We start from the raw sequence: 14,889 nt of genomic DNA on the forward strand, positions 1-14,889 counted from the left end.
ATCCGGGAGGGCGTGCCGTGGGAAGATGGAGTACGTGGCCCATATTGACGTTTCCGGCATTGATTACTTCCTCTCCGACGGCACCCAGCTTCTCAACGGAGTGACCTTCAAGGTTCCGGACGGCACCAAAACGGCCCTGATCGGTCCCAACGGAACTGGCAAGACCACGCTGTTCCGGATCATCGCCGGGGACCTGGTGCCCGACGAAGGGGTTATCGGCCGGTCCGGGAACATGGGCATCATGCGCCAGTTCGTCGGCCAGGTCCGCGATGACTCCACAGTGCGCGACCTGCTGGTCTCCGCCGCGCCGCCCGCACTGGCCGCTGCCGCCCGTGAGGTCGACGAGGCGGAACTTGCGATGGTGGAGCACGACGACGAGCCAAGCCAGATGCGTTACGCCCAGGCCATCGTGGACTGGGGGGACGCGGGCGGCTATGACGTCGAGACCGTCTGGGATGAGGTGTGCATGGCGGCGCTGGGACTCCCCTTTGACCGGGCGCAGCACCGCCCGGCGTCGAGCCTGTCCGGCGGTGAGCAGAAGCGGCTGGTCCTTGAAGCGCTCTTTGCCGGCCCTGACGACCTGCTGCTGCTGGACGAACCGGACAACTACCTGGACGTGCCCGGCAAGCGCTGGCTCGAGGAAAAGCTGAACGACTCCAAAAAGACCGTCTTCTTCATCAGCCACGACCGGGAGCTGCTGAACAACGCTGCCGGCCGCATCGTCACCCTTGAGCCAGGCATCAACGGGGCCGGAGCCTGGATCCATGGCGGCGGGTTCGGCTCCTACGTGGAGGCCCGGGCGGACCGCAATGCCCGCTTTGAGGAACTGCGCAAGCGGTGGGACGAGGAGCACGTCAAGCTCAAGGAACTCGTCAACATGTACAAAAACAAGGCTGCGTTCCGCTCCGACATGGCCAACCGGTACCACGCCGCCCAGACCCGGCTGGCCAAATTCCTGGAGATCGGGCCGCCCGAAGCGCTGCCCATTGAGCAGAACGTGCAGATGCGGCTCAAGGGCGGCCGCACCGCCAAGCGCGCCATCGTGGCCGAAAAGCTGGAACTGACCAACCTGATGAAACCGTTCTCCACCGAAGTATGGTTTGGTGACCGCGTGGGCGTCCTGGGATCCAACGGTTCCGGCAAATCGCACTTCCTCCGGCTGCTCGCCACCGGCGGCACCGATCCGGAGCGGGAGCACCTGCCCGTGTCCGACGTCGAAATCGCCGAAGTGCCCCACGAAGGCACAGTGAAACTTGGCGCCCGCATCCGACCCGGCTTCTTCGCGCAGACACACGTGCGCCCGGACCTGCTGGGCAAAACGCTGCTGGAAATCCTGCACCGCGGAGACGAACACCGGTCGGGGCTGGGCCGCGAGGCAGCAGCCGGCGCACTGGACGGGTATGGGCTGGCCGGGCAGTCTGAGCAGAAGTACGAGTCCCTCTCCGGCGGGCAGCAGGCGCGCTTCCAGATCCTGCTCCTGCAGCTCAGTGGTGCCACGCTGCTGCTCCTCGACGAACCCACTGACAACCTGGACCTGCACTCGGCCGAGGCCCTGGAGCGCGCCATCGACCACTTCGAGGGAACCGTCCTGGCGGTGACGCACGACCGCTGGTTTGCCCGCACCTTTGACCGCTTCCTGGTCTTTGGATCGGACGGCAAGGTATATGAATCCGTCGAGCCCGTGTGGGATGAGAAGCGGGTGGAACGCGCCCGCTGACCCTCACACGCTCTCTCAGTTAATGGGCATTTTTCGCTGACCCTCTCGCATGAGTGCGAGAGGGGTGGGAGTTTTGGCGCATCAAGTGAGAGAGCGTCTGACGACTTTATGATCAAATGATCAGACGTTGCTATCATTTGATCATGAAGACGGACGAGCGGCATCGTACTATCGCCGAGCTGCTCCGCCAGCGCCAGGAGGTGACGGTGGAGGAGCTGACGCTTGCCTGCGACGCTTCCGGAGCTACGATCCGCCGCGACCTTGAGGTCCTCGCCGCCAACGGCGTTCTTCGCCGGGTCCACGGCGGAGCACGAAGCCTGATTGGCCATGGCGGGAATCCGGGCTACGGGCAACGGGAACTGGAGGACCAGGACGCCAAGAAGCGCATCGCCGCCGCCGTTGCCGGCCTCCTCCGCGACCGGGAGCATGTGTGGCTGGACAGTGGCAGCACCGCCACCGAGGTGGCCCGGGCGCTGGCAGGGAGGGACCTGACCCTGATGCCGATGTCACTGCGGTCGCTCAACGTTCTCGCCGCTGAAGAAGCTACGGCCGGAACCCGCCCCGCCCTGCTGCTGCCGGGCGGAAGCCTGGTTCCCGCCGAACTGTGTTTCCGGGGTCCGCTTGCGGAATCCAATGTCCGCTCGCTGCGCTTCGACACGGCAGTGGTCACGCCCTGCGCCGTGGACCTCAAAGACGGACTTCTTGCCCATGACCTGGAGGACGCGGCGGTGAAGCGGGCCGGGCTGGAATCAGCGTCCCGAGTGGTGGTGGCTGCCGCCGCAGCGAAATGGGATGCGCATGCCAGGGCCCTTGTGGCCGGCCTCGACCGTGTGGACATCATGGTCACGGACAAGCAGTTCAGCCAGGACGAACGACGACGACTTGAAGACAACTCTGTGGAAGTAGTGAACGTATGAGCATAAATACAGGTACGGCACAGCAGGCCGGACTTAAGGCAGCCGCGGCCGCCACTTTTGTTGTCTTTGGCATCAACGGACTGGTTTTCGCCAGCTGGGCCGCACGGATTCCCGCAGTCACGGAAACGCTGCAGATCACGTCGGGCCAGATGGGGACCTTGCTGCTCTGCACCGCCGTCGGCTCACTGCTCGCCCTGCCCACCGCAGGATGGGTGGTAGGACGGCTCGGTACGGCGAATACGGTGCGTCTGGGCGGATTGCTGGCCTCGGCCGCCGGCGTGGGAATCGCGTTGTCGCTGTCTATCGCGTCCATCCCGGGCACAGCCGTGTCCCTGTTTTTCTTCGGTATCGCCATCGGCCTGTGGGATGTTTCCCAGAACATCGAAGGTGCGGACGTGGAACACAAGCTCCGGCGGACCATCATGCCCCAGTTCCACGCTGCCTTCAGCGGCGGCGCGTTCGTTGGTGCCCTCATCGGGGCAGGCCTGTCCAATCTTGGCATTGACCTGGCGCTGCACCTGCTGGTCATCGTGGGCATTGTTCTAGTGGTGACCATGCTCGCGCCACGCTACTTCCTGCCGCACGTCCCCATCCCCGCTCCCGCCGACGGCGCCAAGGCCGTCAAAGGCCCGTCCGCCTGGCGGGACAGCAGGACCGTGCTCATCGGCATTGTTGTCCTTGGAGCCACCCTGACAGAGGGTGCGGGCAACGACTGGATCGCCAAGGCGTCGGTGGACGGCCTGGGCACCTCCGAATCCACGGGCGCCCTGATGTTCGCCCTCTTTGTCCTGGCCATGACGGCGATGCGCTTCCTCGGCGGCCGCGTCATCGACAAGTACGGCCGGGTTACCGTGCTCCGGGCGAGCATGGCCGCAGCTGCGGCCGGACTGTGCCTCTTTGTGCTTGCCGGAAACCCCTGGCTGGCCGCCATGGGTGCCGCACTCTGGGGCATAGGGGCAGCCCTGGCCTTTCCGATGGGTATGTCCGCTGCTGCCGACGACCCGCAGCACGCTGCAGCGCGTGTCTCGGTAGTGTCCACCCTGGGATACATCTCATTCCTGGCAGGTCCTCCCCTGCTGGGCTACCTGGGCGACCTCACCGGTATCCATCACGCATTGCTGGCAATCCTTGCCCCCATCCTGGTGGCGCTCCTGCTGGCCGGTGCTGCCAAGCCGTTGAAGGCCAAGTAGGCCGCAACGCCGGTAGCAGCCGCTTCCGTCCCTTGTCTACGGCGGTAGGGTGAGGGGCATGCAGAGCACATGGCGGACAAGCCATCGATGGATCAGCCGCACGGATAGATACCTCGTACGGTATGTTTCGCGCTTGCCGGGCGGAAACCATGACGAGTTTTTCCGCAGGCTTTCGGCTGCCGCCAACCACGGAAAACTCTGGATGGGCATAGCAGCGGCCATCGCCATAATTCCCGGCAGGCCCCGGCGGGCCGCCCTTCACGGACTCATCGCCCAAGCGGTGGCCTCGGCGGTCACCAACGGAATTTTCAAGACGCTCCTGCCCCGCGCCCGGCCACTCCCGGAGCACCTTCCAGTGTTCCGGTTTGTCCATCCGCAACCCAAGAGCTCATCCATGCCGTCGGGACACTCGGCCTCGGCTGTGGCCTTCGCCGTGGGGGTGGGACTGGTGAAGCCGTCCATTGGTGCAGCGCTGGCTCCGGCGGCGCTGGGAGTGGCCTACTCCCGCGTTCACACCGGAGCGCACTGGCCCTCGGATGTGCTCTTCGGCTCAGCGATCGGGGCGGGTGCTGCCCTGATAACGCGGCGGTGGTGGCCTGTCCGCCCGCCCTTTCCGCAGACCAGCAGGACCTGGACCTCAGCTCCCGAACTGCCCGGGGGAGACGGGCTGAGCATCGTGGTAAACACTCTCGGCGGGTCTTTCAAGGAAGAGACGGCCGAAGCACTCCTGAAAGTATTCCCTAAGGCGTATATAAGAACTGTGGAGCCGGATGAGGACCTCCTGGCAGCGATTGACCAGACGGCGGCCCGGCCCGGGACGCTTGCGCTGGGGGTGTGGGGTGGTGATGGAACCGTAGGAGCCGCGGCCGCGGCCGCCGTCGAACGTTCCCTCCCCCTGCTGGTGCTGCCGGGCGGGACACTCAACCACTTCGCCCGTGACGCCGGTACCGGGAGCCTGAAGGAGGCCCTGGCCGCAGCATCGAAGGGCGAAGCTGCCTTGGCCGACGTCGGCATTGTCACCGTGGAGCGCGGCCTCGCGGGCAAGCCGGAAGCAGCGGAAGTGATCATGCTGAACACCTCCAGCATCGGTCTCTATCCCAACCTTGTCCGCCGGCGCGAACACCTGCAGCCGGCATTGGGCAAACCCTTGGCAGGAGTAGTTGCCATGTTCCGCACGTTCGCTGCCGGCACCCCCACCACCCTGACCGTGAACGGCCGGAGCCATAAGTTGTGGATAGCCTACGTGGGACGCGGCCGGTACTACCCCCGCGACCACGCGCCGCTGTTCCGGCCCGTTCTCGACGACGGCATCCTTGACGTCCGGATGATTACGGCTGATGAGTCCTTCGCCCGGCTCCGCCTGCTCTGGTCCGTGTTGACCGGCACAGTGGCCACTTCACGCATTACCCACCTGAGCGAGGCGACGAACGTCCGGATCGAGGCAGGCGGCTCACCCATGGCACTGGCTGTGGACGGTGAGGCGGTGGCGGGCGTACGCAGCGTGGAGTACAGCGTGCGGCGCCAGGCACTGACGTACTACTCCCCGCGGCCCTGACACAGCAGTCCCAGGAAGCAGTCATCCAGGGGGACTACCCCGGTTTACCCCTGAATCATCCCTGAGACCGGCGAATTCGGGCTGTCGGATCGGTAGCGTGGGGTTTACACCACGTCCCAGCAACCTCTCCCGCAGCGCATACTGCCGTCCGAAGGAAACATCCATGATTGAGGCAAAAGGCCTGACCAAGGTTTATGGCGGAAAAACCGCCGTGGCCGGGGTCAGCTTCACCGTGAAACCAGGGCTCGTTACGGGCTTCCTGGGACCGAACGGTGCCGGCAAGTCCACCACCATGCGAATGATCATGGGACTGGACCGGCCGACGTCGGGTTCGGTCACCGTCAACGGCCTCCCCTATGCGCAGCACAAGGCGCCGCTGCACGAGGTGGGCGCACTGCTGGACGCGAAGGCCGTGCACACGAGCCGCAGCGCGTACAACCACCTGTTGGCCATGGCTGCCACGCACGGCATTCCCAAGGCCAGGGTCCGGGAAGTCATTGAAATGACCGGCCTGGAGGCGGTGGCGCGCAAGAAGGCGGGCGGCTTCTCCCTGGGCATGGGCCAGCGGCTGGGCATTGCCGCTGCGCTGCTGGGCGACCCCCAGACCCTCATCCTGGACGAACCGGTCAACGGCCTGGACCCGGAAGGCGTGCTGTGGGTCCGGAACCTGGTCCGCTACCTGGCCAACCAGGGCAAAACCATCTTCCTGTCCTCGCACCTGATGAGCGAGATGGCCCAGACCGCGGACCACCTGATCGTCATTGGCCGCGGCCGGATTATTGCCGATGCACCGGTGAAGGAAATCATTGCCGGAACCCGGCAGGCCAAGACGCTGGTCCGCACCGGCGCCGCCCTGGAACTCTCCGCCCTCCTGGCCGGCGACGGCGTCACCGTGGACCAGAGCGAGCCGGAGACCCTTGAAGTAACTGGGATGGACTCCCGGCAGATTGCCCGCATCGCTTTGGACAACCGGGTGCTGCTCTACGAACTCACGCCGCAGCTCTCATCTCTGGAAGACGCGTACTTCGACCTCACCAAGGACGAAGTGGAATACCACTCACACCTGACCGGCGGGCCCGCAGTATCCGCCTCGGCAGCGGCAGGAAAGTAAGGACGATGAGCACCATGACTGAAACCCGTACCGTCCCCACCCGTTCCTCCGCAGGTTCACGGGGAGTGACTTTTACCGGCGTCCTGCGGTCCGAATGGATCAAGCTGTGGTCCTTGTTGTCCACCCGCATCCTGCTGCTGCTGACGCTGCTTGCCATCGTGGGCGTGGGGGCACTTGCTGTCCTGATCCGCTACAGCTACCTGGATGAAATGATTCGCCGCGCCAGGGACCAGGGGCAGACGATGACCCCTGACATGCTGGAAAAATCCTTTCCCCCGGGCTCCGGTTTTGACCTGTACAACCTGCCCAACGCTGGGCTGCAGATCGGCATCCTCATCCTCGGCTCACTCGCGGTCCTCTTTATGTCCTCTGAGTACGCCACCGGAATGATCCGTTCCACCATGAACGCCGTCCCCCGGCGCACTCCTGCCTTTGTGGCCAAGGCGATCATCCTCACCGTCATCTCCTACGTCATCACCACCATTGCCGGGGTTGCAACCTTCCTGATCGCCATGCCGGTGTTCCAGGGGATGGGCTTCGACCTCGACTGGTCCACCGATGGTGTGCTCTACAGCATCTTCACCGGCGGCCTCTACGTGGCCGGCGTTGCCCTGATCGGACTTTCGCTGGGAACATTGCTACGCAATTCCGCCGGCGGCATCACCGTCCTGGTGGCCTTGTTCTTCGTCCTGTCCATCGCCGCAAGCTTTATGACCCTCATCCCCGGCGAGTTCTGGAAGTACGTGCCGCAGTACATTCCCAGCGAAGCCGGCGGCCGCTTCCTCTCCATTGGACACACGGACGGCATCATTGACCCTTGGCACGGCGGCCTGATCTTCCTGGGATACGTGCTGCTGTTCCTGATCCCGGCGATGATCGTGCTGAAAAAGCGCGACGTATAACCCAGCAGGAATATAAGCAGGAATGACAGAAACGGCAGTAGGAAGGGACGCGCCGGCCGGCCAGGCCGACGCGTCCTTTGCCGAGCTCACCGCCAGGCGCAGGGGACTCATCCGGCGCTACCTGCATGCCCACCGGCGGGTTATGGATGCTGTGGTGGTTCTCAGCTACGGCCTGCTGGTGGCACCCACGGTGGTGGACGCCGTCGGGTCCGGCAAATGGATCGCCGCACTCCTGCTGGCGGCCGTGGCGGGGGCGTTGTTCCTCCGGCGTTCCTACCCGGTGGCCCTTGTTGCCTTCGTGGCGGTGGCCGAGGTGGCCGTGACGCTGCTGCATCCCTGGGGTTCCAACGTCTCGGCGGGACTGTGGTTTTCGCTCTACGCCGTGGCCGTGGCGCGCAGCCGCCGCTTCGCAATCATCGCGACGGCCGCAGCCACCGCGCCGCTGGCACTCCTCTACCTCCTGGCCGCCGTCGGGCCGATGCGGATAGAGGTTGTCCACACCCACGTCAATCCGGAAGATTTCCACCTCCTGACCAGCATTGCCACCGGTGCCACCATCGCGCTGTCCAACGTTATTGCCACGGGGATCGGCATCTCGGTCCGGCAGCGGCGCGAACACGAACAGGAGATAGCCGCCTGGGCGGCGAGGACCGCGAGCCTGGCGTCCGTCAGTGAACGGAACCGGATCGCCCGGGAAATGCACGACGTCGTGGCCCACTCGCTGACGGTGATGGTCAGTTTGTCCGACGGTGCCGCCGTCGTGGTCCGGAAAAGTCCGGAACGCGCCGGCGAGGTGCTCGGTGAACTGTCCCGGACGGGCCGCACAGCCCTCGCCGATATGCGGCGTGTGCTGGGCGTCCTGCGCGAGGACGGATCAGCGGCACCCCGGCTGCCGCTCGCTTCGGGGGACAGCCTGTCCACGCTTCTGGAGGGTTTCCGCACGGCAGGCCTGCCCCTGCATTACTCCCATACCGGGCCGGCCTTGCCCGACGACGCCGCCTTCCAGCTCACCGTGTACCGGATCGTCCAGGAATCGCTGACCAATGTGCTCCGCTACGGCCGTTCACTGGGGCGGGTGGACGTTTCGATCATCCGCTCAGGTTCCACGGTCATCATAGACGTGCTCGACGACGGCGCGGGAGTTCCCGGGGAGGCCCCACCTGACGGGGTCAGCATTTCGGCCGCCGCGAACGGCTCCTACGGCACCTCTTCGGGTACCTCTTCCGGGACCTCGTTCGGCACGGGCCAGGGAATCACGGGCATGGCTGAACGTGCCCGGATTTATGCCGGCAGTGTGGAAGCCGGCCGCAGCGGACGGGGCTGGCGGGTGCACGCCGTCCTTTCCTGGCCCGGCGACGAGGTTACCGATTCCATCCGCCCGCACCAACTGCAAGGGAAAGCATGACGATCGACCCGGCCATCACGGTCCTGCTGGTGGACGACCAGCCCCTGCTCCGGATGGGGTTCCGGCTCATCCTTGAAGGTGAGGAGGATCTGCGGATTGTGGGCGAAGCCTCCGACGGCGCCGAGGCCGTCCGGCTGGTCCGTGAACTCACGCCCGACGTGGTGCTGATGGACGTCCGGATGCCCGTGCTGGACGGCATTGAGGCCACACGGGCCATCACGGCCGACGGCGCGGGCTCGAGGATCATCATCCTGACCACCTTTGACGTGGACGAGTATGCCTTTGCCGGCCTCCAGGCAGGCGCATCCGCGTTCCTCCTGAAGGATGCGGCGCCGCAGGACCTGATTAATGCCGTCCGGGTGGTGGCCAGCGGTGATGCAGTGGTGGCACCCCGAGTGACCCAGCGGCTGCTCGAAACATACGTGCGCGGCACCACCAGGCCGGCGCCCGTGACAACTGCGCCTGATCCCCTCCTGGCGGATCTGACGCCCCGGGAAACCGAGATGCTGGAAGCGATGGCAGAGGGGCTGTCCAACGCGGAGATCGCCCACCGGTACTTCCTGTCCGAGGCGACGGTGAAGACGCACGTGCGGCGGATCCTCACCAAGCTCCATCTCCGCGACCGTGTCCAAGCAGTGGTGTATGCCTACGAGACCGGCCTGGTGGTGCCGAGCAACCCGGACTACTGAGGCACAGCCTGCGCACAGGAATGCCCTATGCAGGTGACAGGCGGGGACGGTTGGATGGTGGCATGACAAACAAACTCCCCCATCCCGATCACGACCGCGGACTGGAGTTCGACCTGTCCACGATGATGAGCCGCCGCTCCCTGGGCATGTTCCTTGGCGCGGGCAGCGCCGCCGCAGCCCTGGCTGCGTGCACGCCAGGCGGATCAAGCTCCGGCGCCGGCCCGTCGGCGTCGAACGCTGCAGCCACTGGGAGTGCAACGGCATCCGCGTCTGCCTCGGCAGCCGCCGCACCGTCGCCCACGTTGACCCGGGCAATTGCCGAATGCGGCGTGGAGATTCCGCAGGAAACGGCCGGCCCGTTTCCAGGGGACGGCTCGAACGGACCGAACGTCCTGGAAGCCTCGGGAGTGGTACGGCAGGACATCACCTCCAGCTTTGGCACAGGCACGGCCAAGGCCGAAGGGGTACCGCTGACCTTTACGCTGACGCTGCTGGATAACGCCAACGGCTGTGTGCCGTTGGCCGGTGCGGCCGTCTATGCCTGGCACTGCGACAGGGAGGGGAGGTACTCGATGTACGATTCCAGCCTCGGGAACGAGAACTTCCTCCGCGGGGTCCAGGAGGCTGACGCGAACGGCCAGGTCACGTTCACTTCAATATTCCCTGGCGCGTACACGGGCCGTTGGCCGCACATCCATTTTGAAGTGTTCGAATCGATGAGCAACGCGACGGCGGCGGGCCAGGTGCTGGCCGTTTCGCAGATTGCTCTCACCCAGGCCGCATGCGAGGAGGTGTACGCCACGACAGGCTACGAGTCCAGCGCCAAGAACTTTCCCCGCACCACACTCAAGTCGGACAACGTCTTCAGGAACGACGGCGGAATCTACCAGCTGGCTACTATGACCGGTTCAGCCGCAGCCGGCTACACGGCGGGCCTGAACGTCACCATCTAGACTCGGGAGCATGCCTTCTCTTTCCTCCGCTGCAGACCACATCCAGGACCTTGGCGCGTATGTCAGCGCATCGCCGTCGAGCTTTCACGCGGTGCACGAAGCGGCGCGGCGTCTGGTGGAGGCCGGCTTTGTCCGGCTGGATGAACTGGAGCCCTGGGAAGGCGGCGCCGGTTCGTTTTTTGTGATCCGAGACGGTGCGCTGATCGCGTGGGTGGTGCCGGAGGGTGCCGGCCCTACCACGGGGTTCAACATCCTGGGGGCGCACACCGATTCGCCCTCCTTCAAGCTCAAGCCCAAGCCGACTACCGGTGCGCACGGCTGGCTGCAGGCAGGTGTGGAGGTGTACGGCGGGCCGCTGCTGAATTCCTGGCTGGACCGGGAGCTGCAGCTCGCCGGCCGGCTGGTGATGCTGGACGGCACCGAGCACCTGGCCGCTACCGGGCCCCTGCTGCGCTTCCCGCAACTGGCCATCCATCTGGACCGGGCCGTGAATGAAGGCTTGACGCTGGACAAGCAGCGGCACATGAACTTGGTATGGGGACTCGGGAACCCTTCTGATTTCGACCTGCTGGCGGTGCTGGCTTCTTCTGTCTCCGGGGCCTCCGTTGATCCCGGGCAGATTGGCGGGTACGACGTCGTGGTCGCGGACACGCAGGCGCCTGCGGTTTTCGGGGGGAATGGGGAGTTCTTCGCGTCCGGGCGGCTGGATAATCTTTCCTCCACGCATGCGGGGCTGGTGGCTTTGATGGAGCAGGCTTCTTCGGCATCCTCTGGCGGCCCAGTCGCCGTTCTGGCCGCCTTCGACCATGAGGAGATTGGGTCCAACTCGCGTTCTGGGGCCTGCGGGCCCATCCTCGAGGATGTCCTGGTGCGTATCTCTGACGGACTTGGCGCGACGGTGAGCCAGCGGCGGCAGGCGCTGGCGGCGTCGTTCTGTGTTTCTGCTGATGCGGGGCACGCGGTGCACCCGAACTATGCCGAGCGGCATGACCCCGCCAACCATCCGGTCCTCAACGGCGGGCCGCTGCTGAAAATCAACGCGAACCAGCGGTATGCCACCGATGCGGCCGGTGCGGCGCTGTGGGCGCGGCTCTGTGGTGAGGCCGGCGTGCCCTATCAGGAGTTCGTATCCAACAACGCGATCCCGTGCGGTTCCACCATCGGGCCGCTGACCGCAACCCGGCTGGGGATCCGGACGGTGGACGTGGGGGTTCCCCTGCTTTCGATGCACTCCGCGCGGGAACTGTGCGGTGTGGAGGACCCGCGGCGGCTGGCTGCCGTGGCGGAGCTGTTTTTCCGGACCGCCGTGTAGGTCCTGCCCGGCTTCCGCCACAAAGGTGATGCGGAAAGCCACACACGTCGGCCCCAAGGCCCCGGCGAGGCGCCCCCCGGCCTACGGTTGGGAAACACGGATGCCGTTGGGTATCCGGCCCACGGTTCCGGGCCGGGTACCAGCTCCTCGCAGTCCTGCCAACCGATGGCATCCGTCGACAACTGACAGATGCGACAGGTGCCGTGCCGGGTGACCGGTGCGCGGCTGAAACGGGGAGTGCAGACCCCTTTTCCAGCTGATGTGCTCCTGCGCTGTGACCATGGAGCCGGAATGACATCTGCACTTGGACGCCTGCCCCGCAGCATCCACAAACTGGGAATGGCCGGCTTGGTGGCATCGCGGGGAGCAACAGCCCTCGAGGGCCCGCTGAAACGGACTGTCACCCTCGGTGGCGTTAGCGTGGATCTGATGAGCCGCGACGACGCCTTGGCGGTCATCAGGGAGCATGCCGCAGGCGACGCTCATGTCCCCTTGGGGGTGTTGTCAGCGAACCTGGACCACGTTAACCACTTCGGGACCGGCAGTCGTTGGCAAGGCACGCTTGAGATTCCGCCACTGCAGTGGCTGACCCTGCTGGACGGCGCCCCCCTTGTGGCCAAAGCGGAGAAGCTCACGGGCCATCGGTGGCCCCGCCTTGCAGGAAGTGACCTGATCGGGCAGATTCTCGACGACGCCGCGGCGCAGGGGCGGTCCGTCGGGTTCCTGGGCGGGAGCCGGGAAGCACAGCAGCTGGCTGCCGCGCGACTTGAAGCAGAGCGGCCGTCCCTTCGGGTGGCCGGGTGGTGGGCTCCGCCCCGCCAGGTGCTAACTGATTCCGCCGCCTCCATGGAATTGTGTGCGGACATCCGGGCCGCGGGAGTGGACATCCTGGTGGTCTGTTTGGGTAAACCACGGCAGGAACTCTGGATCGGGCAGCACGGAGAGCTAACCGGTGCCAAGGTTCTGCTTGCGTTCGGCGCCGTCATCGATTTTCTCGCAGGCCACGTACGGCGCGCTCCCACCCGAGTAAGCAACTTAGGCCTTGAATGGGCATGGCGGCTGGCTTTGGAGCCGCGACGGCTTGCCAAACGGTACGTCGTGGAGGGGCCGGAGGCTTTCCTGAAGCTTCACCGGCACAGTGCCGACAGTGCGTCCGGAGCTACTGTGGGCCGTACCCCTGAACCCGCTTCCGCCGCCTTGCAGGGGGCCCGCGCCGCCACCAACGGCTTCACCCCCACGGACGTACACGCCGACGTTGCCGCGCTGGTGGTGACCTACAACAATGGCGCGGATGTGTGTGGTCTGCTGGAGAGCCTCCGGCTCCAGACCCGGGATCAGTCCATCAAGGTGGTGATTGCAGATAACTCGCCGGACCCGGAGACACTTTCCCGCCTGACGGAGTTTTCGGGTGTGGTCGCCTTTGCTACGGGTGGAAACCTTGGGTACGCGGGGGGGATCAATGCGGCCTACTCGAAAGCGGGAAGCGCGGACGCATACCTGGTCCTGAATCCTGATCTCAGGCTCTGCCCCGGGGCAATCCTGGCTTTGCGGAGGTCCATGGAGAGCACGGGCGCGGGAGTGGTGGTGCCGCTATTGCGCGACGATGACGGAAGCATCTACCCCTCCCTCCGCCGGGAGCCCAGCATTTCGCGTGCTCTCGGTGACGCCGTCCTCGGAAGCAGGTTACAAGGGCGTCCGGGGTGGCTTTCGGAGATGGACTTCGACGCGGAAAGCTACGCCCACGCGCACAAGGTGGACTGGGCCACGGGGGCCGCGCTGCTGATCCGCGCCGACATCGTGGAGCAGGTTGGGGGCTGGGACGAGTCCTACTTCCTGTACTCCGAAGAGACCGATTACCTGCACCGGGTCCGGGACCTCAAGTCAGCCGTTTGGTTCGAGCCCGCGGCAGCCATGGTCCACTCCCGCGGTGCGTCCGGGAGTTCGCCGTCCCTGGATGCGCTCATGGGTGCGAACAGGATCCGATATGTCCGCAAATTCCATCACGGAAGCTACGCCCGCGCTTTCCGTGCCGCCGTCGTGCTTTCTGCCCTGCTGCGGGCACCGCTGCCGGCCCATTGGGGAATCCTGGGACTCATTGCCAGGGAGTCCCGCTGGGCTGACCTGCCCCACGCTGTTGCCCACCCGGGACGCCCGGAGCAGGATGAAGAGGAATTTCCCTCCGGCGTCGTCATCATTCCGGCGCACAACGAGGCGTCAGTGCTGGGACGGACGCTGGAAGCACTCAAAGCGCCCATGGCCAGCGGAAACGTGGACGTGGTCGTTGCCTGCAACGGATGCACTGACGGGACAGAGGCCGTAGCCGGTTCCGTATCTGGCGTTCGGGTAGTTTGTGTGGAGGAGGCATCCAAGACTGCTGCCCTTAACGCCGGCGACCAAGCCGTCAACCGCTGGCCGCGGTTATATGTTGACGCCGATATCGAGGTGCCTGCGGCAGCGTTGCGCGCAACACTGTCGGCACTTTCGGACGACAACGGGCCTCTGTGCGCCCGGCCCGCCTTCACCTACGACACCGCAGGCGCCTCATGGACGGTCCGCGCCTACTACAGGGCACGCAATCGTCTTCCACAGGCATCAGCGTCAATGTGGGGCGCCGGCATCTACGGCCTGAACCGCAAGGGTCATGAACGGCTCGGCGAATTCCCGTCCGTCACCGCGGACGACTGCTACATTGACCGATTGTTCGCTGCCTCCGAAAAAGAGACCATCGCCTGCCAGCCGGTGACTGTCCGTACACCACGGACCGGCAGGGCACTGCTGGCCACCCTGAAGCGCGTGTATCGCGGAAATGGCGAACTCCGCGATGTTCCAGGTGCCCATGCGGGAAGGACAGTATGGCAACTGGCACATTCAATCAAGGGCACCGGCTCCGCGATGGATGCCATCGTGTATGCCGCTTTCGCCCTTGCCGGCCGTGCGGCCCAACGCCGAAAAGACCCCGCATGGGAGCGGGACGACAGCAGCCGTAATTATGAATTGCAGCCAGGGGGAGAGGGCTGTGGCTGAATTCGAGGAATTACCCTGACGAGTCTTTATTCCGTATTCCTAACTGGCCGCCTATTTCCTTTGATTCGGGTAGTGGCAGGCACCTGGCACCCAATGGCTATTCACGTCTCGAAC

General features: G+C 65.2%; 11 protein-coding genes. All 11 read left to right on the top strand.

Going from position 1 to position 14,889, the window contains the following annotated elements:
- Positions 1-34: 34 nt before the first annotated feature.
- The 11 genes from QRN11_RS01320 to QRN11_RS01370 all read left to right on the top strand — a co-directional run bounded on the left by QRN11_RS01320 (position 35) and on the right by QRN11_RS01370 (position 14,775).
- Positions 35-1,717: an ABC-F family ATP-binding cassette domain-containing protein gene (locus tag QRN11_RS01320; protein WP_285249555.1), complete on the top strand. Its 1,683-nt coding sequence runs from the start codon at positions 35-37 to the stop codon at positions 1,715-1,717.
- A gap of 143 nt (positions 1,718-1,860) precedes the next feature.
- The gene (locus QRN11_RS01325) at positions 1,861-2,634 is read left to right on the top strand and encodes a DeoR/GlpR family DNA-binding transcription regulator (RefSeq protein ID WP_285249556.1); all 774 of its coding nucleotides are present in this window, start codon (positions 1,861-1,863) and stop codon (positions 2,632-2,634) included.
- Positions 2,631-3,824, top strand: a complete 1,194-nt coding sequence (locus QRN11_RS01330; protein ID WP_285249557.1) for an MFS transporter — start codon at positions 2,631-2,633, stop codon at positions 3,822-3,824. Before QRN11_RS01325 ends, QRN11_RS01330 begins: the two co-directional genes overlap by 4 nt.
- Before the next feature lie 58 nt (positions 3,825-3,882).
- Complete coding sequence (locus QRN11_RS01335; RefSeq protein ID WP_285249558.1) at positions 3,883-5,379, top strand: bifunctional phosphatase PAP2/diacylglycerol kinase family protein; 1,497 nt, start codon at positions 3,883-3,885, stop codon at positions 5,377-5,379.
- 163 nt (positions 5,380-5,542) lie between these two features.
- Positions 5,543-6,490 carry an ABC transporter ATP-binding protein gene (locus QRN11_RS01340; RefSeq protein ID WP_285249559.1) on the top strand — a complete coding sequence of 316 codons (948 nt, stop codon included), beginning with the start codon at positions 5,543-5,545 and terminating at the stop codon, positions 6,488-6,490.
- A 5-nt stretch (positions 6,491-6,495) separates the two neighbouring features.
- Entirely contained in the window at positions 6,496-7,392 is an 897-nt protein-coding gene (locus QRN11_RS01345) for an ABC transporter permease (RefSeq protein WP_502934996.1), read from the top strand.
- A gap of 22 nt (positions 7,393-7,414) precedes the next feature.
- A complete protein-coding gene (locus QRN11_RS01350) occupies positions 7,415-8,797 on the top strand; it encodes a sensor histidine kinase (protein WP_285249561.1) in 1,383 nt (460 codons plus the stop codon).
- Positions 8,794-9,486, top strand: a complete 693-nt coding sequence (locus QRN11_RS01355; protein WP_285249562.1) for a response regulator — start codon at positions 8,794-8,796, stop codon at positions 9,484-9,486. Before QRN11_RS01350 ends, QRN11_RS01355 begins: the two co-directional genes overlap by 4 nt.
- A 62-nt stretch (positions 9,487-9,548) precedes the next feature.
- The gene (locus QRN11_RS01360; RefSeq protein ID WP_285249563.1) at positions 9,549-10,439 is read left to right on the top strand and encodes an intradiol ring-cleavage dioxygenase; all 891 of its coding nucleotides are present in this window, start codon (positions 9,549-9,551) and stop codon (positions 10,437-10,439) included.
- 10 nt (positions 10,440-10,449) lie between these two features.
- A complete protein-coding gene (locus QRN11_RS01365) occupies positions 10,450-11,751 on the top strand; it encodes a M18 family aminopeptidase (RefSeq protein WP_285249564.1) in 1,302 nt (433 codons plus the stop codon).
- 291 nt (positions 11,752-12,042) lie between these two features.
- Entirely contained in the window at positions 12,043-14,775 is a 2,733-nt protein-coding gene (locus QRN11_RS01370; protein WP_285249565.1) for a WecB/TagA/CpsF family glycosyltransferase, read from the top strand.
- The last annotated feature ends 114 nt before the right edge of the window (positions 14,776-14,889 follow it).

The sequence above is a fragment of the Pseudarthrobacter sp. fls2-241-R2A-168 genome, from assembly GCF_030209335.1.
Classification (GTDB): Bacteria; Actinomycetota; Actinomycetes; order Actinomycetales; family Micrococcaceae; genus Arthrobacter.